The organism is Thiocapsa sp., assembly GCF_022340925.1.
GTDB lineage: Bacteria > Pseudomonadota > Gammaproteobacteria > Chromatiales > Chromatiaceae > Thiocapsa.
Window position 1 is genome coordinate 1 of the sequence record NZ_JAJDNA010000115.1, and the last position, 23,092, is coordinate 23,092.

21 protein-coding genes are annotated in these 23,092 nt (G+C 64.8%); 9 read left to right on the forward strand and 12 right to left on the reverse strand.

The genetic code is table 11. From position 1 onward, the window contains the following. Positions 1-36 precede the first annotated feature (36 nt). The 9 genes from LJE61_RS13785 to surE all read right to left on the reverse strand — a co-directional run bounded on the left by LJE61_RS13785 (position 37) and on the right by surE (position 7,466). Positions 37-183 (reverse strand): hypothetical protein, encoded by a 147-nt coding sequence (locus LJE61_RS13785; protein ID WP_296918674.1) that lies wholly within the window; start codon positions 181-183, stop codon positions 37-39. 71 nt (positions 184-254) lie between these two features. After that, positions 255-1,169, reverse strand: coding sequence for a cytochrome-c oxidase, cbb3-type subunit III (gene ccoP / locus LJE61_RS13790; RefSeq protein WP_296918676.1), 915 nt, complete (start codon positions 1,167-1,169; stop codon positions 255-257). Continuing rightward, positions 1,156-1,371: a cbb3-type cytochrome c oxidase subunit 3 gene (locus LJE61_RS13795; RefSeq protein WP_296918678.1), complete on the reverse strand. Its 216-nt coding sequence runs from the start codon at positions 1,369-1,371 to the stop codon at positions 1,156-1,158. Before LJE61_RS13795 ends, ccoP begins: the two co-directional genes overlap by 14 nt. After that, the gene (gene ccoO, locus LJE61_RS13800) at positions 1,364-2,110 is read right to left on the reverse strand and encodes a cytochrome-c oxidase, cbb3-type subunit II (protein ID WP_296918680.1); all 747 of its coding nucleotides are present in this window, start codon (positions 2,108-2,110) and stop codon (positions 1,364-1,366) included. The genes LJE61_RS13795 and ccoO overlap by 8 nt, the downstream gene beginning before the upstream one ends. Before the next feature lie 19 nt (positions 2,111-2,129). After that, a complete protein-coding gene (gene ccoN, locus LJE61_RS13805) occupies positions 2,130-3,563 on the reverse strand; it encodes a cytochrome-c oxidase, cbb3-type subunit I (RefSeq protein ID WP_296918682.1) in 1,434 nt (477 codons plus the stop codon). Between the two features lie 260 nt (positions 3,564-3,823). After that, positions 3,824-4,837, reverse strand: coding sequence for an RNA polymerase sigma factor RpoS (rpoS, locus tag LJE61_RS13810; RefSeq protein ID WP_296918684.1), 1,014 nt, complete (start codon positions 4,835-4,837; stop codon positions 3,824-3,826). 30 nt (positions 4,838-4,867) lie between these two features. Further along, positions 4,868-5,776: a peptidoglycan DD-metalloendopeptidase family protein gene (locus LJE61_RS13815; protein ID WP_296913725.1), complete on the reverse strand. Its 909-nt coding sequence runs from the start codon at positions 5,774-5,776 to the stop codon at positions 4,868-4,870. Between the two features lie 278 nt (positions 5,777-6,054). After that, on the reverse strand, positions 6,055-6,687 hold the full coding sequence (locus LJE61_RS13820) for a protein-L-isoaspartate(D-aspartate) O-methyltransferase (RefSeq protein WP_296918686.1): 633 nt from the start codon (positions 6,685-6,687) through the stop codon (positions 6,055-6,057). Between the two features lie 29 nt (positions 6,688-6,716). Continuing rightward, a complete protein-coding gene (gene surE, locus LJE61_RS13825) occupies positions 6,717-7,466 on the reverse strand; it encodes a 5'/3'-nucleotidase SurE (RefSeq protein WP_296913718.1) in 750 nt (249 codons plus the stop codon). 363 nt (positions 7,467-7,829) lie between these two features. On the opposite strand from surE, the gene LJE61_RS13830 reads away from it, so the two are divergent. Both LJE61_RS13830 and lgt read left to right on the forward strand, forming a co-directional pair. Continuing rightward, on the forward strand, positions 7,830-8,375 hold the full coding sequence (locus LJE61_RS13830) for a Smr/MutS family protein (RefSeq protein ID WP_296913716.1): 546 nt from the start codon (positions 7,830-7,832) through the stop codon (positions 8,373-8,375). A 67-nt stretch (positions 8,376-8,442) separates the two neighbouring features. Continuing rightward, complete coding sequence (gene lgt, locus LJE61_RS13835; protein ID WP_296913713.1) at positions 8,443-9,270, forward strand: prolipoprotein diacylglyceryl transferase; 828 nt, start codon at positions 8,443-8,445, stop codon at positions 9,268-9,270. 106 nt (positions 9,271-9,376) lie between these two features. Here the strand turns inward: lgt and rpsT are convergent, their stop codons facing one another. After that, a complete protein-coding gene (gene rpsT / locus LJE61_RS13840; RefSeq protein WP_296913710.1) occupies positions 9,377-9,640 on the reverse strand; it encodes a 30S ribosomal protein S20 in 264 nt (87 codons plus the stop codon). A gap of 323 nt (positions 9,641-9,963) precedes the next feature. On the opposite strand from rpsT, the gene murJ reads away from it, so the two are divergent. The 6 genes from murJ to LJE61_RS13870 all read left to right on the forward strand — a co-directional run bounded on the left by murJ (position 9,964) and on the right by LJE61_RS13870 (position 18,221). After that, positions 9,964-11,499, forward strand: coding sequence for a murein biosynthesis integral membrane protein MurJ (gene murJ / locus LJE61_RS13845; RefSeq protein ID WP_296913708.1), 1,536 nt, complete (start codon positions 9,964-9,966; stop codon positions 11,497-11,499). A 135-nt stretch (positions 11,500-11,634) separates the two neighbouring features. Beyond that, entirely contained in the window at positions 11,635-12,591 is a 957-nt protein-coding gene (gene ribF, locus LJE61_RS13850) for a bifunctional riboflavin kinase/FAD synthetase (protein WP_296913706.1), read from the forward strand. A 227-nt stretch (positions 12,592-12,818) separates the two neighbouring features. Beyond that, positions 12,819-15,650, forward strand: a complete 2,832-nt coding sequence (ileS, locus tag LJE61_RS13855) for an isoleucine--tRNA ligase (protein ID WP_296913703.1) — start codon at positions 12,819-12,821, stop codon at positions 15,648-15,650. 70 nt (positions 15,651-15,720) lie between these two features. Beyond that, complete coding sequence (gene lspA, locus LJE61_RS13860; protein ID WP_296913700.1) at positions 15,721-16,203, forward strand: signal peptidase II; 483 nt, start codon at positions 15,721-15,723, stop codon at positions 16,201-16,203. Beyond that, positions 16,200-17,105, forward strand: a complete 906-nt coding sequence (rimK, locus tag LJE61_RS13865; RefSeq protein ID WP_296913698.1) for a 30S ribosomal protein S6--L-glutamate ligase — start codon at positions 16,200-16,202, stop codon at positions 17,103-17,105. The genes lspA and rimK overlap by 4 nt, the downstream gene beginning before the upstream one ends. A gap of 72 nt (positions 17,106-17,177) precedes the next feature. Then, entirely contained in the window at positions 17,178-18,221 is a 1,044-nt protein-coding gene (locus LJE61_RS13870) for a succinylglutamate desuccinylase/aspartoacylase family protein (protein ID WP_296913695.1), read from the forward strand. Positions 18,222-18,255: 34 nt separating this feature from the next. Here the strand turns inward: LJE61_RS13870 and cls are convergent, their stop codons facing one another. Both cls and LJE61_RS13880 read right to left on the reverse strand, forming a co-directional pair. Further along, positions 18,256-19,659: a cardiolipin synthase gene (cls, locus tag LJE61_RS13875; RefSeq protein ID WP_519972669.1), complete on the reverse strand. Its 1,404-nt coding sequence runs from the start codon at positions 19,657-19,659 to the stop codon at positions 18,256-18,258. Between the two features lie 280 nt (positions 19,660-19,939). Further along, positions 19,940-20,710: a retropepsin-like aspartic protease family protein gene (locus LJE61_RS13880; RefSeq protein WP_296913688.1), complete on the reverse strand. Its 771-nt coding sequence runs from the start codon at positions 20,708-20,710 to the stop codon at positions 19,940-19,942. Between the two features lie 362 nt (positions 20,711-21,072). Here LJE61_RS13880 and LJE61_RS13885 point away from each other — a divergent pair, with 362 nt between their 5' ends. Then, a complete protein-coding gene (locus LJE61_RS13885; RefSeq protein WP_296913685.1) occupies positions 21,073-23,040 on the forward strand; it encodes an SLC13 family permease in 1,968 nt (655 codons plus the stop codon). Positions 23,041-23,092: the final 52 nt, after the last annotated feature.

Here is a 23,092-nt window from a genome sequence, read left to right on the forward strand (position 1 = left end):
CCCCCCCTCGATGACATGACACCACTCCCGACGCCTTTAATGCTCTTTGGTCCTATGCGCCTCCGCGTCGCGATTCATCAAGGTCACAACCTTGTAGACCAGAAACACGATGATCAGGATTGCGATCAAGACCATCGCCAGAGACATCCAGGTCACAAAATCCCAGGTCAGTCCGCCGGTCATGTCTAGCTCCTCCCCATCTCCTCTCGTTGTATTCGGAAGGCTACGCCCGTCCGCCCATCCTCAAGACCGCGTCATCCACCGCCGCCGAGCTGATGCACGTAGATCGCCAGCTTCTTGATGTCTTGGTCGCCAAGCTTGCGAACCTCGACGTCTTCGACCTTGGCGACCGATCCGAAGGCTGGCATCACCGCGTCACGCGTCTCCGGGACGCCTGGCTGGTTGACGCCGTAGAGGATGGTATGCCTCGCGCTCTCGAGCCCGCCCGGCTCGAAGCGCCAGATGCTGTCGGTCAGATTCGCGGCGCCGACGCTTACGATCTCCCCGCCCGGCAGCTCTGCAAGCACGCCATTGGCCTTTTCACCGTGGCACGCGGTACAGCCCTTGGCACGAAACAGCTCCCAACCTTGAGGACTTCCTTCACCACCCTCGGACATCTCGACGGCCCAGTTTGCAAGGGCATCGACCTCAGCCTCCGTGAGGATGGTGCTGTGCGCGGTCATGGCGCTCTTGCGCCCGTTCGTGACGGTTTCCTTGATCTTGGCGAGCGAGCCGCCGTAGAGCCAGTCGTCGTCCGCCAGGACCGGATATCCGGGGTTGCCCTGCCCCCCGCTGCCATGACAGGCGGAGCAGTAGTCCCCGAACAGGACCTTCGCCGACGCCAGCGTGTACTGCAGGAGACCGGGGTCGGCAATGATCTCCTCGGCCGTCATCGCGGCGATCCGCTCTTCGAACGGCCCCCGCTTGGCCGCGACCTGGGCGACGCCGCGATCATATTCCTGGATCTGACTCCAGCCGAGGATGCCGGGGGTCGCCTGCTGACCAATCGGCCAGGTTGGATAGAGGATCGAGTACGCGATGACAAACAGGATGGAGGCCCAGAATCCGAGCATCCACCAGCCTGGCGGCGGGTTTGCCAGCTCCCGAAGGTTATCGTCCCAGACGTGCCCAGTGTTGTTCTCACCAGGAAAGGGGTTATTGTCGGCCATGTTGGTCTCCGGTGTTCTGGTTGTCCTCGTCGAACGGGATGTGCTTCATGGATTCGAGTCGATCCCGATTCTTGGGACGGAAGACGAAGAAGTAGGCGCCGATCATCAGCAGGAAGATGACGACGGTGAGGACCGTCCCGATCCAGTCATTCGCCGTCATCGCCTGCCAATCGGTCTGCAAGTGCTCGCTCAGGCTAGTCACGATAGGTCTTTGACTCGTCTAGCGCGACCATGGTCCCAAGCACCTGCAGGTAGGTCACCAGCGCATCCAGCTCAGTCTTCCCATCGACCACGGCCGGCGCGGCTTCGATGTCGGCGTCGGTATAGGGAACGCCGACCATCCGCAGGCCGCGCATGTGCCGCTGCATCTTTTTCCCGTTGACATACGCATCATCCAGCCACGGGTACCCCGGCATCACGGACTCCGGGACGACCGAGCGAGGCGCACGCATGTGCTGTCGCTGCCATTCGTCGGAATATTTACCGCCGACGCGCGCCAGATCAGGCCCGGTCCGTTTTGAGCCCCACTGGAACGGGTGGTCGAACATTGACTCGGAGGCCAGGGAGTAGTGCCCGTAGCGTTCTCGCTCGTCCCGGAATGGACGGATCATCTGCGAGTGGCACAGATAGCAGCCCTCGCGCTGATAGACGTCCCGCCCCGCCAGCTCGAGAGGCGTATAGGGGCGGATGCCCTCGCCCGTCTTCCAGTTCCACTGCTGCTGTCCGTTCTCGTCCACGGAGACGATCGGCTCCTGGCCCACCTTGTCCCAGACGATCTCGGGATAGGTGTGATGCTCCATGGTGTTCTTCATGTAGAAGAGCGGAACGATCTCCACCAGCCCTCCCACGGACAAGACCAGGGCCAGGACGACCAGCAGCCCCCAGATGTTGACCTCCATCCATTCCTGGAAGGTCTTCGGCTTCGTCTTCTTGTCAGCCATCGCTTCAATCCTCCCGGAATCAGGCCGTCGCCGGCAAGGCGCGAGCCTTATTCAGGCTGCCCTCGGACAGAGACTTGCGGACGGTCATCAAGACGTTGAAGAGCATGACGATCGCACCGAACAGGAAGATGGCACCGCCCACGGTGCGCATCGCGTAGTAGGGGTGCATGGCGTCCACCGACTCGACGAAGGTGTAGGCCAGCGTGCCGTACTCGTCATAGGCGCGCCACATCAACCCTTGCATGATCCCGGAGACCCACATCGCCACGATATAGATCACCGTGCCGATCGTTGCGGTCCAGAAATGGAAATTGATCAGGCGCACTGAGTACATCTCTGTGTGGTAGAGGCGCGTCATCAGATGATAGATGGCCCCGATGGAGATGCCGGCAACCCAGCCCAGCGCCCCGGAGTGGACATGGCCGATCGTCCAGTCGGTGTAATGGGAGAGGGCATTGACCGTCTTCAGCGACATGACAGGTCCCTCGAAGGTCGACATCGCATAGAAAGCGAGCGCGATGATCAGGAATCGCAGGACGTAGTCGGTCCGCAGACGGTCCCAGGCCCCGGACAGCGTCATCATGCCGTTCACGGCACCGCCCCAGGACGGAATGATCATGGCGATTGAGATCGCCGCGCCGAGCGACCCGGTCCAGTCCGGCAATGCGGTGTACTGGAGGTGGTGGGCACCCAGCCATACGTACCCGAACATGAGTGCCCAGAAGTGGATGACCGACAGCCGATAGGAGTAGATGGGCCGTCCGGCCTGCTTGGGCACGAAGTAATACATGATGCCCAGAAAACCGGCGGTCAGATAGAAACCGACTGCGTTATGGCCCCACCACCATTGGATCATGGCGTCCTGGACGCCCGAGAAAACGGAATAGGATTTGAAAAGGCCAACCGGAATCGCCAGGCTATTGACAACGTGCAGATAGACGATCATCACCATCATGCCCAGGAAGAACCAGTTGGACACATAGATGTGCGAGGTTTTCCGGGTCGCGATCGTCATGAGGAAGTTGATCGTGAAGGAGAGCCAGACGACCGCGATCAGGATGTCGATCGGCCACTCGAGCTCGGCATACTCCTTGGACTGGGTCAGGCCAAGCGGCAGGGTGATGACCGCCAGGACGATCACCAGGTTCCAGCCCCAGAAGGTGAACCAGGCCATCTTGTCGCTCCAGAGGCGTGTGCCGCAGGTGCGCTGTACCGTGTAGAAGGCGGTGGCCATCAGGGTCGAGCCGCCGAAGGCGAAAATGACGGCATTGGTATGCAGGGGGCGCAGACGCCCGAAGGAAAGATAGGGAATATCGAGATTCAGCGCCGGCCAAGCCAACTCCGCTGCGATATAAACCCCGACGGCAGCGCCCACCACGAGATAGGCGACGGCCATGACCGTGAACCAGCGTACAACGTCGAAGTTGTACTTCTGCTCCAGACTGGCTTCCATTAGACCCTCCCAGAAAACATCGGGAAAACAACAAGGATGATAAGGCGATCCGGCCGTCTCGTTATGTCAATGCGTCCCGCGACATCGCGTGCGCCATGACACTGGATCGCGCCCGGAAAGTCAACCTGCCACTGCGGCATCGAACCTGATGGGTGCGGCACATCCCGCGAAAAACATTGACCTGGATCAATGTCACCGGCCGATCGGCTTCGCCAACGCGAACGATCGCGGGCCGAAAGGGACGGAGGGAGACCAGCGTCTCACTTGAAGAAGGCGTCGATCGAGAACCCTTCTTTTTCGAGGATGTCGCGCAGCCGGCGCAAGGCGTCCATCTGAATCTGACGAACCCGCTCACGGGTGACACCGAGCTCCTGGGCGACATTCTCGAGTGTCGAATGCTCGTGGCCGTGCAGACCGAACCGGCGCTCAACCACCTCGCGTTGCTTCGCGTTCAGCTTCCCGAGCCAATGCTCGAGATTGGCCTGGATATCGGTGTCCTGGATGCGATCCGCAGGGTCATCGGCCGCCTCATCCTGGAGCATGTCGACGAGCGGCTTGTCGGCGTCTTTGCTGTAGGGCGTGTCCACCGAGGCGATGCGCTCGTTCAGCCCAAGCATCCGCTTGACCTCGCCGATCGGCTTGTCGAGCAGGACCGCGATGTCCTCGGTGGTCGGCTCGTGGTCCAGACGTTGGGCGAGCTTGCGTGCCGCCTTGAGATAGATGTTGATCTCCTTGACGACATGGATCGGCAGACGCACGGTGCGGGTCTGATTCATGATCGCCCGCTCGATGGTCTGGCGGATCCACCAGGTCGCATAGGTCGAGAAACGGAAACCTCGCTCGGGGTCGAATTTCTCGACCGCCCGGATCAATCCGAGGTTGCCCTCTTCGATGAGGTCCAACAGAGGGAGGCCGCGGTTCAGATACCGCCGCGCGATCTTGACGACAAGCCTGAGATTGCTGACGATCATGCGATGGCGGGCGGGGTTGTCACCGTCCTGCGCCAGACGCGCCAGCTCGATCTCCTCTTCAGCCGTCAGGAGCTTGGACTCTCCGATCTCGTTGAGGTAAATGCGCGTCGCATCAAAGTCGCCATCGCCCGAGCTGAATCGCTCGACCAGCTCCGGTGCCTCCGGCTCGGGCTGTTCAGGCTCATCGGCGTCCTCCGCATCGATGTCCTCGTCCTCGATCGGCTCCGCGTCCTCACCGAGCAGCAGCTCGCTATCGAGGTCGGATGCTTTCTCGTTCGTAACACGGCCATCAGCGCTTGGCATCCACATCGCCCTCTGTGCGGTCAGACGGGGTTACTGTCGCGGCGGTAGGTAGAGTAACGGGTCGACGGCAGTGCCATCTCGGCGGATCTCGAAATGCAGCAAAGGGCCTCCCCCGGCTGCTTGACCCACCTCCGCAACCGCCTGTCCGCGCCTGACGCGATCCCCCTCATTGACGAACAGCCTGCGGTTGAAGCCGTACGCGCTCAGGTAATTGTCGTTATGCTTGACGATGATAAGGTTACCGTAACCCTTGAGTCCACCGCCGGCATAGACCACCTGGCCATCCGCCGCGGCCTTGACCTGGTCTCCCGCGCGCCCGCGGATACGGATGCCTTGACGGGTCCGGTCCCCGCTGCGGAAACCTTGCGCGAGCGGCCCACCAAGGGGCCACTCCCAGATCACGCCCGAGTCGCTGCGGGGGCTGACGCCCCGATCCTCGCGCGCGGGAGGCTGGGCGGCCTGGGCTCCGGCAGCGTTGCTCGGCGGCGGCGATGCACCGGAACCCGCTCCCGCGTCGACCCGCGGCGCAGCCGTATCAGGATCGGAAGCAGTCCGGCTCGGTGCCGGGGCAGGCCGAGGGACCGGCGAGCCGTCGGGCGGCTCGACCCGAAGCAGTCGACCGACGTAGATGGTGAAGGGAGGCTTGAGCCGATTCCAACGCGCCAAGGTCTCGAGGCGCACACCACGCCGTTCCGCGAGCTCGCTCAGGGTGTCTCCCTGACGAACCAGGTAATAGCCCTCGGGGACCGGGCCCGTCCAATCCCAGCCGCCCATCGGTGCCGGTCCCCTGGCCGCGCATCCCCAGAGCATCGCGGCCAGGCAGAGGCACATTGCCGGAATCAGACAGCGCCCCGCCATCCCGGCTGCGCTGCGAAGATCAGCCTCCCCGAGCGGCCAATGCCCGGGGCGGCGCGCCTGCACGTGGTCTGAGGCGGGCATCCTCTACTCCTTTCGATTCGCGCACGCCCGAGCATCGGCCGGTCGCGCTCCATGTCTAGGGGCCGATGGCCCAGGACCCCTGCACCGGAGTCGAGCGCTCCCGGGAGCCCGACTCGTTTCTTGGACCTGCGCTTACCCAGATTGATTCAGCGCAACGTCCGACTCAGTCGTGTCCGTGACAGCGAGATGAAGCGGCTCGGAGCCCGCTCCTGATCCGGGGGAGCGGGACTCGCGCGCCGATGTTGTCCAGGGGCAGCCGATCCCAGTCATGGATGCCCCTAAGACACCCCGGCCACCAAAGGAACGAAACTGACGGGCTCGAGCACCTCGTGCTCAAAGCCCGCTTCGCTGCGCGTGACCCGAAGCAGCACCTGCGCGTCCCCTTCTCCGATCGGCAGCACCATGATGCCGCCCGGCGCCAGCTGCTCGGCCAGGTTTCGCGGGACACCGCGCGGCGCGGCGGTCACGAGGATACCTCCAAAAGGCGCATACTCGGGCCAACCGAGCGAGCCGTCGCCATGTCGAAAGCGGATGTTACGAAACTTCAGGAGCCGCAGCCGACTCTGTGCGCGCTCAAGTAGCTCGTCAACACGCTCTACGCTGTACACCCGCCGCACCAGGGACGCCAGAACCGCCGTCTGGAACCCAGAACCGGTCCCGATCTCCAGGACGGTATCGGGCCTGCGCTGCTCGATCAGCGCCTGCGTCATGCGAGCGACAGTGTATGGCTGAGAGATCGTCTGGCCGTGGCCGATGGGGAGCGCCGAGTCTTCGTAGGCGCGGCTCGCAAGCGCCTCGTCGACGAACAGGTGGCGCGGCAGCATGCGCATCGTCTCGAGGAGCTCGGGCATCCGGATCCCTGCCTCTTCGAGGCGCTGAATGAGCCGCGCCCGGGTTCGCTCCGAGGTCATGCCGATGCCCCGATGCACAGCGCCGGCGGTCACCGACTCGTCCCCAGCCATTGCCGCAGCGGCTCAAGCGCGCTGTGCCGGGTCAGGTCCACCTGCAGAGGTGTGATCGAGACGCAGCCGCCGCGCACCGCCGAGAAGTCCGTCCCGGGACCGGCGTCCTGCTCCGGCCCCGCGGGACCAACCCAATAGATTCGGCGCCCACGCGGGTCCGCCGCCGGGATCACGGATTCCGCCTTGTGCCTGTGACCCAGGCGGGTCGCCACGAATCCCTTCAGCTGATCGTAGGGGATGTCCGGAACGTTGACGTTCAGGATGATGCTGGACTCGAGCGGGGCCTCTCGCAGCCTGGACACGAGGCGCACGGCCACCGCGGCGCCGGTCTCCAGATGCTGTGGCTCGTGCGAGGACATGGACACGGCGATTGCGGGCAGACCCAGAAAGCGGCCCTCAGTCGCCGCGGCAACGGTCCCCGAATAGAGCACGTCGTCGCCCAGATTCGGCCCATGGTTGATCCCCGCCACCACGATGTCCGGATCGATGCCAGGCAGTCCCGTCAAGGCGAGATGCACGCAGTCGGTCGGGGTCCCATCGACCCGTATGAACCCGTTCGCCATCCGGCTGGCGCGCAGCGGGACATCCAGGGTCAGGGAGTTGCTCGCCCCGCTGCGATCGCGCTCCGGCGCCACGACAATGACCTCGCCGAGCCCCGACAGCGCGTCGGCAAGCATGATGAGGCCCGGTGACTGATAACCGTCATCATTGCTGACGAGAATTTTCATGACATCCGCTTCATCGTTCATCGCGCGTGAGGTCCCGACCGCGCTGTCGCCGTGCGTCGGGAACGCCGCCTTGCCCCCGGGACGATGCCTGCCTGCTGATCGAGCCGACGTCGCCACGATAATACTCAAAACCACCCGGGCCAGCACCCCGGGCGAGCGTCCTCGCCCGGGCTGATATACTGCGGCGATAAACGACGGCCCGGTCCGGGTGATCAGAACGCCCGCTCTGGCAGGCCCCGCCGGCCTCGAGCATGCCGGGCTCCGTGCCTCAGGCGACGGGCCGCCTTGCACGGGACCAGAGGCGCGCGGTGGGAGCCGATCAGCAGCGACCCGGGCCAGGTCGATACCATACCCCGATCAGACATGAAGAAACAAATCCAACAATCTGATTTGGAATTATTTAGGCAACACGTCCAGGACGCCGAGCCGATCCTGCACGACCATGTGGAGCCCGATCGCCGCAGGCCGCCGCCCATCCCGCGACCCCGCCCGATCGAGTGGCGCGAGGCAGGCATGCGGCATCTGTCCGAATCGGAGATCGAAACCCATGACTTCCTGCTGTTCTCGCGCCCGGGCGTCCAGCGGCGCCTCGTCGCCGAGCTGCAGCGAGGTGGCATGGAGATCGGGCTAGAGCTCGACCTGCACGGACTGCATGCGGACCATGCCCGCGAGCTGCTCGGGCAATTCCTGGCCGAGTGCGGCCGGCGCCGCATTCGCTGCGCCCTCATCATTCACGGCAAAGGTCACCGCTCATCGGGCCGTCAGCCAATCCTGAAACAGAAGGTCAACTACTGGCTGCGTCTCCACGAGGAGGTCCTGGCGTTCTGCTCCGCCGCGCGACGCGACGGCGGGACCGGCGCGGTCTACGTCTTGCTTCGAAACCCCAACAAGTCGATGCGCCGAGCCTGACCAGTGGCTTGGCTCGGCGCAAGACTGAGCTCCAAAAGAACGTCAACGGCGCTGTATACTAGGCGCCATGCTGACCTACCCCGATATCGACCCGGTCGCCCTCGCCTTGGGCCCCCTGCGGATCCACTGGTACGGGTTGATGTACCTGGTCGGATTCGCGGCGGCTTGGATCCTTGGCCGTTGGCGCGCCGCCCGCCCCCAGTCTGGCTGGACCTCGGAGATGGTCGATGACCTCATCTTTTACGGTGTCATCGGGACGATCGTCGGCGGCCGCCTCGGGTACATGCTTTTCTATGGGCTCGACCAGATCGATGCTGACCCACTGAGCATCCTGAAGATCTGGGAAGGCGGCATGGCGTTCCACGGTGGACTCATCGGCGTGCTCATCGCGATCCTACTCTTCGCGCGTCGCAACCAGCTGCGGTTCTTCCAGGTCAGCGACTTCGTGGCCCCCCTCGTGCCCCTCGGACTCTTCGCCGGGCGTATCGGCAACTTCATCAACGGCGAGCTCTGGGGTCACCGAACCGACCTTCCCTGGGGGATGCGCCTGCCGTGCCTGGAATTTCCGGCCCACTGTGCGGATCTGCCAAAAGGAGCTGTCTGGAGCCCGCCGGTCCATGCGTCACAACTCTACGAGGCGACACTCGAGGGGCTCGCGCTTTTCGCCCTCCTCTGGCTGTTTTCCAGCAAGCCGCGCCCGATGATGGCCGTTTCGGGATTGTTCCTGCTCGGTTACGGGCTGGCCAGGTTCGCCGTCGAGCTCGTCCGGATACCGGACGCGCACATCGGCTATCTAGCCTTCGGCTGGGTGACCATGGGTCAGATCCTGACCACGCCCATGATCCTGTTCGGCACACTTCTACTCGTGCTCGCCTATGGGCGGCGCCCGTCGTAGGGCCGGAGCACCTCCGAGAATCGCCTCACTGCCCGAGCGAGGCAAAAAAAACCGGCCTCAACAGCCGGTTCTCGATCATGCGCCGGAGACCGGCCCTTGAATGCAACTAGCCCATGCCCTTGATGTGCGCATTCATACGGCTCTTGTGCCGAGCCGCCTTGTTCGCATGGATCAGTCCTTTGCGGGCCGCGCGATCGATCCGAGGAACCGCATCCTTAAAGGCCTGGACGGCCGCCTCTTTGTCCCCCGCCTCGATGGCCTTGACCACCTTTTTCATGAAGGTGCGCAAGGTGCTGCGCTGCGAGGCGTTCTGTTGGCGGCGGCTCTCGGCCTGACGGGCGCGCTTGCGGGCTTGTGGTGAGTTGGCCAAAGGGCGTCTCCTGGAGGTCCGGCGACTCGACTCGTTCATCGAATTTAAAGACCGAGCATTGTCCATACCCCCGACGGCGATGTCAACAAGCTGGCGGCTCCTCGCGAAGACGGGAGGCCAAGGGACCCCGGCCGCAGGCCGAGCGGGCCGCGATCGTCAGGGGTCGGCGGGTCAGCTCGGCGACGATCGCAGACAGCAACTGACCGAGCAGCACTCCGGGGCATCGCGCCGGGACAGAGCAGGCGGAGCCGCCCTGCAAAGACCAATCGCCGCAGGCTCCTCAGCCCCCTATAATCCGCGCTTTTTGCGGAGTCGCATCTGCCGTGGCCTCACTCGCCGCCTCCATCGCCAAGGTCGGTAGCAACACCCTGCTGTCGCGAATCCTCGGCTTCGTTCGCGATCTGGTCGTCGCACGTATCTTCGGTGCCGACGCCGGGACAGATGCCTTCTTCGTCGCATTCAAGATCCCAAACTTCATGCGGCGACTCTTCGCCGAAGGCGCCTTTTCCATGGCGTTCGTCCCAGTCTTGAACGAGTATAAGGAAAAACGAGGTTTCGCTGCGCTCAAAGCCTATGTCGATGCCGTGGCCGGCACGCTCGGCGTGGTCCTAATGCTGGTGACGCTGCTCGGCGTCCTCGGGGCGCCTGTCCTGATCCTCCTCTTCGCCCCGGGTTTCGCGGGCGATCCGACGCAGCTGGAGCTGGCCGCCGAGATGCTGCGGCTGACCTTTCCTTACCTGCTGTTCATCTCGCTCACGGCCTTTGCCGGCGGCATCCTGAACACCTACGAGCGGTTCGGAATCCCGGCCTTCACGCCCGTTCTGCTCAACATCTCGCTGATCCTCTGCGCGCTGTACCTCGCACCGCTGATGGCGCGGCCGATCGTCGCCCTGGCCTGGGGTGTGTTCATCGCCGGCATCGCCCAGCTGGCATTTCAGATCCCCTTTCTGGCGCAGCTCAAGCTGCTGCCCCGTCCTCGCCTGGGCACCAAGGACCCCGGGGTGCGGCGGACCGTCAAGCTGATGGTGCCGGCCCTGCTCGGCGTGTCGGTTGGCCAGATCAGTCTGCTTCTGGATACCCTGTTAGCGTCCTTCCTGGTCACCGGGAGCATCTCCTGGCTCTACTACTCCGACCGCCTGATGGAGTTCCCGCTGGGCATCCTCGCGGTCGCCCTCGCGACGGTCATCCTGCCCCGGTTGTCGCAGCGTCACGCGGCGGACGACCCGGTGGCCTTCTCCCACACCCTCGACTGGGCATTGCGCTGGGTCCTGCTGCTCGGGGTACCCTGCGCCGTCGGGCTGCTGGTCCTCGCCGGTCCCCTGATCGCCACCCTTTTCTATTCCGGAGAGTTCGGCGCCGACGACGTCGAGAAGGCCAGTCTGAGCCTGATGGCCTACTCGATCGGACTGGTCGCCTTCATGGGGATCAAGGTCCTGGCGCCCGGTTACTATGCCCGTCAGGATCTGAAGACGCCGGTCCGAATTGCGGTCATCTCGCTGCTCGTCAACATGACGCTCAACTTGATCCTGATGTTCCCGCTCGGCCATGCCGGACTCGCCCTGGCCACCACCATCGCGGCCATCACCAACGCCAGCCTGCTGCTCCGGGGCCTGCTCAAGGAAGCGATTTGGCGCCCCACACGCGCTTGGATCGCGCTGTTGCTCAAGGGAGTGGTGGCCAACCTCTTGATGGGGAGCGTTCTCTTTGTCGGGCTCGGCGTGCTCGCGGACTGGATCCAGATGGGTCTGACTGAACGCGTCTGGCGGCTGGCGATGTGGATCCTGGTCGGAGCAGCGGTCTATGCAGGCGCCCTGCTCGCGATGGGAATCCGCCCCCGCCACTTCATGGGTCGGGAATGATCGGACGAGCCGAGCTCGAGCGGGCCCGGCCAGCTCCGAGAGCGGGGTATCGCGTCCCGGCCCATCGCCCCGCCGGGTCGAGCCACCGCAGGGCTCGCGTATACTTGGTCTTTTGGTTCTCGCCCGTCGACAGCAATGCGGCTCATCCGAGGCTTACATAACCTGCGCCCGCCCGACCGGGGTTGCGTCGCCACCATCGGCAACTTCGACGGCGTCCACCTGGGTCACCGGACCGTCTTCAGGCGGCTGCAGACCCGCGGGCGGGAGCTGGGTCTGCCCGCGACCGTGATTACGTTCGAGCCCCAGCCGATGGAATTCTTTGCGCCGGAGGCGGCACCGGCGCGCCTCACTCGCCTGCGCGAGAAGCTGTGCGCCATGGGCGACTGCGGGATCGAACGGGTGATGCTCCTGGAATTCAGCCCCAGGCTCGCCAAGATGAGCGCACGCGACTTCGTTCAGCGACTCCTGCTCGACGGACTCGCCGTGCGCTTCCTCCTGGTCGGGGACGACTTTCGCTTCGGTCATGGTCGCGAGGGCGACTACGCGCTGCTCCATGCGATGGGGAAATCAGCCGCGCCCTCCGGTTTCGAGGTCGAGGACCTGCACACGATCACACACGGGGCCGAGCGGATCAGCAGCACCCGGGTGCGCGAGGCCCTGGGTCGCGGCGACTTGGAGCACGCCCGCCATCTGCTCGGACGACCCTATCGGATGCAGGGCCGCGTCGGGCACGGGGCCAAACGGGGACGCGGCATTGGATTCCCGACCGCGAACATCGACCTCCATCGCCGCTGCAGCCCGCTGCGCGGCGTGTACGCTGTGCTCGTGCGCGGGCTGGACGCGACACCCATCCCCGGGGTCGCCAATGTCGGAACCCGCCCGACTGTCAATGGGAAAGACTACCGCCTCGAGGTGCATCTTTTCGACTTCGACGAAGAGATCTATGGTCGTCATCTGGAGGTCGAATTCAGGCTCAAGCTCCGCGACGAGAAGCGATTCGCGTCCTTCGATGCCCTCAAGCAGCAGATCCAGCTGGATGCCCAGGTCGCGCGCGAGTATCTCGGCGTCCGCAGTTCGCCAGACCGCGCCTGATTCGGACCGATAGGAATCAGGCGGCAGCCGCTCACGAGGCGCGGATCGCACTCGGATGCTCGCCACCCAGCGCAGGCCGTGCGCGGACGCGTCCTCCAGGCTTGCCGCAATAACGGCCTGGCCTTTGCCTCTTCGCGCCCGGCAAGCCACAATCGTCCATCCCTCGCCCCGGAGCCGGAGCCGGTGTCCCCGCGCGAGCCCCCTCAGACGTATCGAGACAGAGCGACGTGACCGACTACAAAGACACCTTGAACCTCCCCAACACGGGTTTCCCGATGAAGGCGAACCTCGCCCAGCGCGAACCCGAGATGCTCAGACGCTGGGAGTCGATGGGGCTCTACGCGCGGGTCCGAGCGGCGCGCATCGGCGCCAAACCCTTCATCCTGCATGACGGCCCGCCCTATGCTAACGGCGAGATCCATATCGGTCATGCGGTCAACAAGGTCTTGAAAGACATCATCGTCAAGGCGCGCGGCCTCGATGGTCTCGATGCACCCTTCGTCCCTGGCTGGGACTGCCACGGCCTGCCGATCGAGCTACAGGTCGAGAAGCGAAAGGGCAAGCCCGGCGACCAGATCAGTGCCGCGGCGTTTCGCGTCGCTTGTCGCGAATACGCCGCCGAGCAGGTCGCAGGCCAACGGGCGGACTTCAAGCGGCTCGGCGTCCTCGGCGACTGGGACCACCCCTACCTCACCATGGACTTTGCCTTCGAGGCCGAGATCATCCGCTCGCTCGGGCGCATCATCGCCAACGGGCATCTCCAGAAGGGATTCAAACCGGTGCATTGGTGTATCGATTGCGCCTCGGCCCTGGCCGAGGCAGAGGTCGAATACGCCGACAGGCAATCGATCGCGATCGATGTGCGTTTCCCCGTGGCCGAGCCCGAGGTGCTGGCGGCACGCTGTCACGCCACGCCGAGCGGCTGCGGCGAGGGGCCGGCGGCGGTGGTGATCTGGACCACCACGCCCTGGACGCTTCCAGCCAACCAGGCCGTGGCACTGAATCCGGAGCTCGACTACGTCGTCGTGCAGGTCGAGTCGGCGCAAGGACGCGAACGCCTCATCGTCGCCGAGGGGCTGCTCAAGGACACCATGGATCGTTGGGGCATCGAGCACTATCGGGTGCTGGGCTATGGCCGCGGCATCGACTTCGAGGGACTCGAGCTCCTGCACCCCTTCTACGACCGGACGGTGCCGGTCATCGTCGGCGAGCATGTGACGCTCGACGCCGGCACCGGGGCCGTCCACACGGCGCCCGGGCATGGTCTGGAGGACTATGTCGTCGGCCAGCGCTATCACCTGCCGGTCGACAACCCGGTGGGCGGCGACGGTCGTTTCCTGGCAGGCACGCCCCTCTTCGCCGGCGAGAATGTCTTCCAGGCAAACGAGCATGTCTTGGAGACGCTGAAGGCCAAGGGTGCGCTGCTGCTGGAGACGCGCTTTACCCACAGCTACCCCCACTGCTGGCGCCACAAGACACCCATCATCTTCCGCGCGACCCCCCAGTGGTTCATCAGCATGGACAAGCAGGGGCTGCGTCGGAGCGCCCTGCGCGAGATCGCCCATGTGACCTGGATGCCCGACTGGGGTCAGAGCCGCATCGAGGGCATGGTACAGAGCCGCCCGGACTGGTGTGTCTCGCGCCAGCGCACCTGGGGCGTGCCGATCACACTGCTCGTCCACAAGGTGACCGGCGAGCTGCATCCTCGGACCGGGGAGCTGATCGAGGTGATTGCCCGCCGCGTCGAGAAACACGGGATCGAGGCCTGGTTCGAGCTGCATCCGGCCGATCTCCTGGGCGAGTCGGAAGGCTCCGAATACGACAAGGTGCAGGACACGCTCGATGTCTGGTTCGACTCAGGCGTGACACACGCCTGCGTGCTCGAGCACCGCGAGGGGCTCCACTCCCCCGCCGACCTCTACCTCGAGGGCTCAGATCAACACCGCGGCTGGTTCCAGAGCTCGCTCCTGACCTCGGTCGCGATGCACGACCGCGCCCCCTACCGGCAGGTCCTGACCCATGGCTTCACGGTCGATGCCAAGGGCGAGAAGATGTCCAAGTCCAAGGGCAACGTGGTCAGCCCACAGGATGTCATGAAGACCCTGGGCGCGGACATCATCCGGCTCTGGGTCGCGGCCACCGACTACCGCGGAGAGATCAGCGTCAGCGACGAGATCCTGAAACGGACGGCGGACGCGTACCGGCGCATCCGCAACACCGCACGCTTCCTACTCGCCAATCTCAACGGTTTCGACCCGGCGCGCGACCGCGTGGCCCCCGAGGTCATGCTCGAGCTGGACCGCTGGGCGGTCGACCGCGCCTTCCGACTCCAGGGCGAGGTCCGCGCGGCCTATCATGATTACCAGCTGCATCTCATCTGCCAGAAGGTCCAGCAGTTCTGCGTCGTCGACATGGGCGCCTTCTATCTCGACGTCATCAAAGACCGCCAATACACCACCCAAGCGGAGAGTCTGCCGCGACGTTCCTGCCAGACCGCGATGTACCACATCGCGGAGGCGATGAGCCGCTGGCTCGCGCCCATCCTCAGCTTCACCGCCGAGGAGATCTGGCAGCATCTGCCCGGGGCACGCAGCGAGACCGTCTTCGTCGAGACCTGGTACGATGGGCTTTTTGCGCTCGATCGAGGGGATCCCATGGACGCTGAGTTCTGGGAGCAGGTGATCGCCGCCCGCGTCGCCGTCGGACCCGCGTTGGAGGCCGCCCGCAAAGCCGGCGAGATCGGCTCATCGCTCGATGCCGAGCTCGATCTTTACTGCGCCGAGCCGCTCCACGCGCTGCTCGCGCGCCTGAGCGGCGAGCTGCGTTTCGCTCTCCTCACCTCCGAGGTCCGTCTGCACCCATCGAGCGGTCGCCCAGGGGAGGCAACCGACACCGACCTGAAGGGACTTGCGGTGCGCGTCGTCCCGTCGCCACACACCAAGTGCGTGCGCTGCTGGCATCACCGGCCGGACGTCGGGGACCATCCGCACCACCCCGGCCTGTGCGGACGCTGCGTGGAGAACGTCGCCGGCAGTGGCGAGACGCGACGCTATGCCTGAGGCCCAACCACCGCGGCCCATCGCGCCCGAGACCGTGGCCCGCGGTCATCGGCGATTGGTTGGCGCCGCCATGAAGCACTGGCTGTGGCTCTCCCTCCTGGTCCTGGTCCTGGATCAGGCCACCAAGCGGCTGGTCCTTGCGATGCTTCAGCCCTTCGAGGTGATCGAGCTGATCCCGAACCTCAACCTCACATTGATGTTCAACGAGGGGGCCGCCTTCAGCTTGCTGGCCGATGCCGGTGGCTGGCAGCGCTGGCTGTTCGCCCTCGTCGCCCTAGCCGTCACCGCCGCCTTGACAACCTGGCTGCTCCGATTGAGGTCCGGCGAGGGGCTGCTTGCGTTCGGCCTGGCACTGTTGATCGGCGGGGCCCTCGGCAACCTGATCGACCGCGCTCTGCTCGGTCATGTGGTTGACTTCATCCAAGTCTATCTTCCCTTCATCCCACTTGCCGTCTTCAATCCCTGGCCGGCGTTCAACGTCGCCGACAGCGCCATCAGTGTCGGCGTCGCCGCCATGCTCATCGCGACCCTGCGCGCCCCTGCATCCCCATGAGAATCGCCATCCTCTCGCGCAACCCCGCCCTCTATTCGACCCGCCGTCTGGTTGAGGCCGCGCGTGGTCGGGGACACGAGACCAAGGTCGTCGACGTCTTGCGCTGCTACATGAACATCACCTCGCACGCGCCGTCGATTCACTATCGCGGCGAAGAGCTCACGGGGTTTGACGCCGTGATCCCGCGCATCGGCGCCTCCGTGACCTTTTACGGCACGGCGGTCCTGCGCCAGTTTGAGATGCTCGGTGTCTACCCTTTGAACGAATCGGTGGCGATCACGCGCGCCCGCGACAAGCTCCGTTCATTGCAGCTCCTTTCCCGCAAGGGTATCGGGCTGCCGATTACCGGTTTCGCGCACGCCCCAGACGATGTCGAGGATCTGATCAAGATGGTCGGCGGTGCCCCCCTGGTCATCAAGCTGCTGGAGGGCACTCAGGGGATCGGTGTCGTCCTGGCCGAGACGCAGCAGGCGGCGGAGAGCGTGGTCGAGGCCTTCATGGGCCTCAAGGTCAACATCCTGGTTCAGGAGTACATCAAGGAGGCGAACGGGTCGGACATCCGCTGCTTCGTGATCGGCGACAGGGTGGTGGCGGCGATGAAACGGCAGGCCAAGGTCGGTGATTTCCGGTCCAATCTGCATCGCGGCGGGAGCGCCTCCCTCATCCGCATCACACCCGAGGAGCGCTCGACCGCGACGCGAGCGGCCAGGATCATGGGTCTGAACGTCGCCGGTGTCGACATCCTCCGCTCGAATCATGGGCCGGTGGTGATGGAGGTCAACTCGTCGCCCGGACTCGCCGGAATCGAAGGCGCCACCGGGAAGGACATTGCCGGCCAGATGATCCAGTTCATCGAGAAAAACGCCGCACTCGGCAAGACGCGCACCCGCGGGCAGGGTTAGACGATGCAGCCATGGCGAATGATGGCGGTTTCGTGACAAGATCCGGGGGTCTTTCGCCAGGGACGCCAGCCGATGACCGATCCCACCGTCACCATCGCCGGTCGCGAGATCCGACCCGGTGAGCGCAGCCGCGTCGATATCCCTCTACCCAATCTCTATACGACGACGCCGGTCTTCATGCCGGTGCACGTGATCCAGGGACGGCGTCCGGGGCCCCGCTTGTTTATCACCGCCTCGGTTCACGGCGACGAGATCAACGGGGTCGAGATCATCCGGCGTCTGCTGCTGCAGAAGGCCCTGCGGCAGCTCCGCGGCACCCTCCTCGCGGTCCCCGTCGTCAATGTCTACGGCTATGTGCGCCAGTCGCGCTACCTGCCCGACCGGCGGGACCTCAATCGCAGCTTTCCCGGCTCCGACAAGGGCTCGCTCGCCGCGCGCCTGGCCGCGACCCTGATCAGCGAGGTGGTCGATGGGTCGACCCACGGGATCGATCTCCATACGGGTGCCATTCACCGCGAGAATCTCCCGCAGATCCGTGCGACACTCAGCGCCAGCGATGCCATGCCGGCCTTGGCGAAGGCCTTCGAGACACCGGTGATCCTGGATGCCGAGGTCCGCCCCGGCTCGCTACGCGCGGCGGCCGTAGCACGCGACATCGCACTGCTGCTCTATGAAGCGGGCGAGGCCCTGCGCTTCGACGAGTTCGCGGTGCGCGCCGGACTGCGCGGCATCCTCGGGGTGATGCGCCACCTCGGCATGATCCGAGCCACCCACGCTCGTCGGACGATTGCCCACGAGCCGCTCGTCGCGCACGCCAGCATCTGGGTCAGAGCCCAACAAAGCGGCGTCCTGCTGTCACTCACACCCCTCGGCGCGCACGTCAACGAGGGCGAGACCCTCGGCATCATCACCGACCCCTTCCGCCCGGTCGATGAGCCGGTCCTCGCACCCGTCAGCGGGATCGTCATCGGGCGCACCAACCTCCCACTGGTCACGGAAGGCGAGGCGCTCTATCACGTCGCCTGCTTCGGCGCGCCGGAAGCCGCGGCGGCACTGTTGGAGCAGTACCGTGATTCATTGGATCCGGATGACGAGGAGGAGACCGTGATCATCTAGGCGGGAGCGCCAAAAGCCCTCTGCTCACTGATCCTCACAGATACGGGGAAAACAACCGCGCGAAGCCGTCGCGCAGCTTCAACGGCAGTGGACGACCGACGAGCTCGTCAATCCCGAGCTCGCGACTCGCCGCGATCCTGGCATCGAGCAGCGCGTGAAATCGACGCGCCAGATACCGGTCATAACACTCCAGGTTGTACTCGAAATTGAGCCGCAGACTGCGGGGGTCCCAGTTGGCCGAGCCGAGGAAGCACCAGGCATCGTCAACCAGCATCAGCTTGGTATGGTCGAAGGGTGGCGGTGAACGCCAAATCCGGCAACCCGCCTCCAGAAGCTGATCGGCCTGCGCCTGAGCCGCCCATTGCACCAGCTTGAGGTTGTTGCGCTCGGGCATCAGGACCTGCACCTCGACCCCTCGCAATGCCGTGACGTTGAGTGCCGTGATCAGGGCCTGATCCGGCAGAAAGTAGGGAGAGACGATCCGCACCCGCCAGCGCGCCGTCGTGAGGGCACCGAGGATCATGCGCCGGATGATATCGAAGTCTTCATCCGGGCCATCCGGCACGCCACGCGCCAGGGTGGCACCGATCGGCTCCAGCACCGGATACCATAAGTCCCCTCCGAGCCGCTCGCCGGTCGTGAAGGTCCAGTCGAGCGCGAACGCCTCGACCAGAAAGCGCACGACCGGCCCCTCGACCCGCAGATGGAGATCCCGTATCGGATGGCGCGGCCGGGATGCCAGCAGGCACCCCTCACGGATGTTGAGTCCCCCGGTGAAGCCGATCCGCCCGTCCACGACCAGGATCTTGCGATGATTCCGCAGATTCAGGTACTGGCTCTTGACCGGCAGCAAGGCAACCAGGAAGGCCTGGGTCGGAATACCCCGGCGGCGCAGGACCCGTGGCATTGGCGGGCGACTGTACCGCTGCCCGACACCATCGATCAGGACGCGGACGGATACCCCCCGCCGGTGCGCCCGCTCCAAGGCATCGGCAAACAGCGCACCGGCGGCGTCGTTGTCGAAGATATAGGTCGAGAGACCGACCGTCTTACGGGCCTGATCGATCGCCTCCAGCATGCGCGGATAGGCCCGGTCGCCGTCGACCAGGGGCTCCACCCGATTACCCGCCACGAGCGGCAGGCCGGTCAAGGCGTCGCCCAGATGCCCGAGGCGGGCCAGATTGGGGTACTCGGACTGCAGCGCCCGATGGGCGCGGCGCTCCCCGACCAGCTCGGCATGATCGCTGGCCGCCGATGTCTCGGGGCGCAGCCGGTGGGCCTTGCGGGTGATTCGGTTGATCCCAAGGAGCCAATAGAGCGTCAGACCAAGGATCGGTGCCAGGATCACCAGTGCGGCCCAGCCCACGGTCGAGGATACATCGCGCCGGCTGAGGAGCAGGTGTGCCGTGGTGCCGGCCTGGGCGACCAGCTCGACCATCAGGATCGCATGGACCCAGAGCCCCTCATCAATACCCGGCAGCACAGACGGTCTCCGATGGGCCTGGCAAACGCGTTGCGTCAGCCCATCAACCGACTGACGACCCCCTGCGGCGGCTAGGAGCCTGTCTGACTTGAGGCCGATCTGCTGCTCCGGCGGGACAGCGGCCCATATCCGACCGATTCCTCGTGACATAGACCGACTATGCACCTCAAAACCGGAACGAAATGGTCTCGCTCTCCCACTCCCTCGCTTCGATCCCCCTCAGTCCGGCAGGCTCCTAGCGAGCCGTCAACGTCAATTGATTCTGCTCGTCGTCGATCGTGACGCGAAAACGCCCCAGAAGGCTCATCCCCAATAAGGCGTTTCCGCCGAGCCGGGCGTCGTCGATGAAGGCGGCCGATACCTCGCCGACACGACGGTCCCCGAGCCAGACAGCGGTCAATGTGCCGAGCCGCGCCTGCACCATGCCGTTTGCCGTCTGGATACTCTGAGGCCGCAGATCATTCGGCGAGATCCCCAGCGGCACAATGAGTGATGCAGGAAGGACCACATGGTCCGCCCCTGTGTCGATCAACAAGACGCGCTGCACCCGCCGACCATTGGCCCCCTCAAGCCCGGCGCTCACGGCGTGCGACGTACCCTCTCGCTGTGTCGGCAAGACGACCGGCTCCTCGGGGGTCTCGTCTTCGGCATCCTCAGGCGCCTCATCTTCCGACGGAAACGATGCATCGCCGTCAACCGGGGGAGCCACGACGGCGACCTTCTCCCCGAGGATGATGATGCGCTCGACCCCGCCGCTCTGCTGCTGGACGATCACGTGATCGAAGTCATCCAGGAGCATCCGCAGACGCGCCACCAGATCGTCCCCCTCAGCGCGCCCCTCCATGGACTCGGTCAGCTCGATCCCTCTGATCTCGAATCCATACTGCTCCATCAGACGTTCCAGCTCGGCGGCCACGTTGACCGGGGGCGCCGCGGCCACCGGCAAGGCCAGCGCCAACCCGATCGACAGCGCGCCGATCAGGATCCGCAGAGCGAGATGCGTCATGTCCATAGGGGCTCCAGACCCTGTTCCGGTCAGACCTCAAGCAGAGACTAACAGCGAGCCGGGTGGACCGCTATGGCTTGCCCCAGCGCAGCGGCTCCAGTCAGGGCGGCCAGGCTTCGGCGTGCCGATCATAGCCGCCGGCCAAGAAAACCGGGAAGACTCTGCCCCCTTTGGGTATCATGCTCAGCCAGTCCATCCGACGCAACCTGCCCCGGTCGGTGGTCGCCATATTGCACGACGCGAGTGGCCGGTCCGTCCCGGCAACGACAGGCTCGACCGCGCGCCGCCCGCCGGCCCATGCAAGCTTCACGAGCACGTCGCAAGACGAGCAACGGCCGGGAACGCACAGAGGATATCAAAGCATGCGCGCCGCCTTTCGAGCCTTGACCAAGCAGGATCTCGCCGCCGCCGTCTTCGTCCTCGTCGCCATCTATCTGGCCGGTATCGTTCCGACGATCGAGATTGCCTGGGTCACCGCTTTCCTGCTCCTGACCATCTTCCTCTTCGCCTTCGAGGTCGTCACCGTCGATGTCGCCGCCATCACCGTCATGGTCCTGCTCGGGCTGACCGGGCTGCTGGCACCCTTGATGGGACTCGAGCAAGGTCTGGTCCCGGTCGAGCACCTCTTCGACGGATTCGCGAGTAATGCGGTCATTTCGATCATCGCCGTCATGATCATCGGTGCCGGACTCGACAAGACCGGGATCATGTCGACGGTGGCAGGCTTCATCATGCGGGTCGGCGGCACCACGGAAGCGCGCATCATCCCGCTCATCTCCGGAACCGTCGGCGGCATCTCGAGCTTCATGCAGAACGTCGGGGCGGCGGCCCTCTTCCTGCCCGTGGTCAGCCGGATCTCGGCACGCACCGGGCTGCCGATGTCGCGTCTGCTGATGCCCATGGGCTTCTGCGCGATCCTGGGCGGCACCATCACCATGGTCGGCTCCAGCCCCCTGATCCTCCTGAACGACCTGATCCTCACCTCCAACAAGGCCCTGCCGGCGGACACGGCGCCCATGGAGACCTTCCATCTGTTCGACGTCACCCCGATCGGGATCGCCCTGCTCACCGCGGGTATCCTCTACTTCGTCCTGGCCGGGCGTTTGGTGCTGCCGGCACGCGGAACCGACATGCTGACCGGCAGCGACGCCAGCGAATACTTCGCCGACACCTATGGTCTGTCCAATTTCGAGATCCGGGAGGTGAGACTGCTCCCGGACAGCACACTGGTCGGCATGAGTGTGGACGAGCTCGAGCGAACCTGGCGGGTGCGGATCATCGCGGTTGAGAAGGGAGACGGCTTGCGCCTGGGCGCCGACGGTGTCGACCGTTCACTGGGCATCGCGGCGGGCACGACACTCGGCCTATTGGGGGCCGAGGAGGCGCTCGCACGCTTTGCCGACGCCAACGCGGTCAAGGTCAAGCCGGACCTCGATCTCTTCGCCGAGGCGATGGCCAGCACCAAGGCGGGCATCGCCGAGATCGTGATCCCACCCGGCTCCAGCCTCATCGGCAAGACCGCTCGCGATATCTGGATGCGCAAGACCTATGGCCTGTCGCTCCTTGCGATCAATCGCGGCGGGACTCAAATCACCTTCAGCACCGGTGGCGTCCGCAACACACCCTTCGTCGCCGGCGACGCCTTAGTGGTCCACACGACCTGGGCCGACCTGGCCCGCCTGGAGCAGGACCGCAATTTCGTCGTGGTGACGACCGAGTATCCCCATGAAGAGCTGCGCCCGCACAAGGTCCGCGCCGCATTGCTGTTCTTCGTCATGACCCTGGGTTTGGTGCTGTTCACAGATTTGCGCCTGTCAGTCGCCCTCCTGACGGGCGCGATGGGAATGGTGCTCGCGGGAGTGCTCTCCATTGAGGAGGCCTATCAATCGGTCAGTTGGAAAACGGTTTTTCTCCTGGCCTCTCTCATCCCCTTGGGGCTCGCGGTAGAAGCCAGCGGGACCGCCGCCTGGATCGCCCAACAGACCCTGGCGGCACTCGGTGACGTGCCCATCTGGGTCGTCCAGGCCTCCCTGGCCGCGCTCGCCACCTTTTTCACCCTGGTGATGTCCAACGTCGGCGCGACCGTCCTGCTCGTGCCGCTCGCCGTCAATATGGCACTTGGCATCGGCGCCAATCCGGCCGTGTTTGCCTTGACCGTCGCGATTGCCACATCGAACTCGTTCCTCATCCCCACGCACCAGGTCAATGCACTCATCATGGGGCCCGGGAGCTATCGCGTGGCCGACTTCATGCGTGCTGGCGGCATCATGACGATTCTCTTCCTCGTCGTAGCCTTGGCCATGTTGAACCTGGTCTTTGAGAGCGGTTGAGCACCGCGCGCGGCGGTCGACCCGCCATGCCTGCGGAACACTCCTGACATAT

Bases quoted from the DNA above. Each gene is read 5' to 3' on its own strand.
- rimK (WP_296913698.1), top strand. From the start codon at position 16,200: ATGAGAATCGCCATCCTCTCGCGCAACCCCGCCCTCTATTCGACCCGC.
- LJE61_RS13815 (WP_296913725.1), bottom strand. From the start codon at position 5,776: ATGCCCGCCTCAGACCACGTGCAGGCGCGCCGCCCCGGGCATTGGCCG.
- LJE61_RS13885 (WP_296913685.1), top strand. From the start codon at position 21,073: ATGCGCGCCGCCTTTCGAGCCTTGACCAAGCAGGATCTCGCCGCCGCC.
- ccoN (WP_296918682.1), bottom strand. From the start codon at position 3,563: ATGGAAGCCAGTCTGGAGCAGAAGTACAACTTCGACGTTGTACGCTGG.
- ccoP (WP_296918676.1), bottom strand. From the start codon at position 1,169: ATGGCCGACAATAACCCCTTTCCTGGTGAGAACAACACTGGGCACGTC.
- LJE61_RS13785 (WP_296918674.1), bottom strand. From the start codon at position 183: ATGACCGGCGGACTGACCTGGGATTTTGTGACCTGGATGTCTCTGGCG.
- surE (WP_296913718.1), bottom strand. From the start codon at position 7,466: ATGAAAATTCTCGTCAGCAATGATGACGGTTATCAGTCACCGGGCCTC.
- LJE61_RS13870 (WP_296913695.1), top strand. From the start codon at position 17,178: ATGACCGATCCCACCGTCACCATCGCCGGTCGCGAGATCCGACCCGGT.
- rpoS (WP_296918684.1), bottom strand. From the start codon at position 4,837: ATGCCAAGCGCTGATGGCCGTGTTACGAACGAGAAAGCATCCGACCTC.
- ccoO (WP_296918680.1), bottom strand. From the start codon at position 2,110: ATGGCTGACAAGAAGACGAAGCCGAAGACCTTCCAGGAATGGATGGAG.
- LJE61_RS13820 (WP_296918686.1), bottom strand. From the start codon at position 6,687: ATGACCTCGGAGCGAACCCGGGCGCGGCTCATTCAGCGCCTCGAAGAG.
- lspA (WP_296913700.1), top strand. From the start codon at position 15,721: ATGAAGCACTGGCTGTGGCTCTCCCTCCTGGTCCTGGTCCTGGATCAG.
- ribF (WP_296913706.1), top strand. From the start codon at position 11,635: ATGCGGCTCATCCGAGGCTTACATAACCTGCGCCCGCCCGACCGGGGT.
- LJE61_RS13830 (WP_296913716.1), top strand. From the start codon at position 7,830: ATGAAGAAACAAATCCAACAATCTGATTTGGAATTATTTAGGCAACAC.
- cls (WP_519972669.1), bottom strand. From the start codon at position 19,659: ATGGTCGAGCTGGTCGCCCAGGCCGGCACCACGGCACACCTGCTCCTC.
- LJE61_RS13880 (WP_296913688.1), bottom strand. From the start codon at position 20,710: ATGACGCATCTCGCTCTGCGGATCCTGATCGGCGCGCTGTCGATCGGG.
- lgt (WP_296913713.1), top strand. From the start codon at position 8,443: ATGCTGACCTACCCCGATATCGACCCGGTCGCCCTCGCCTTGGGCCCC.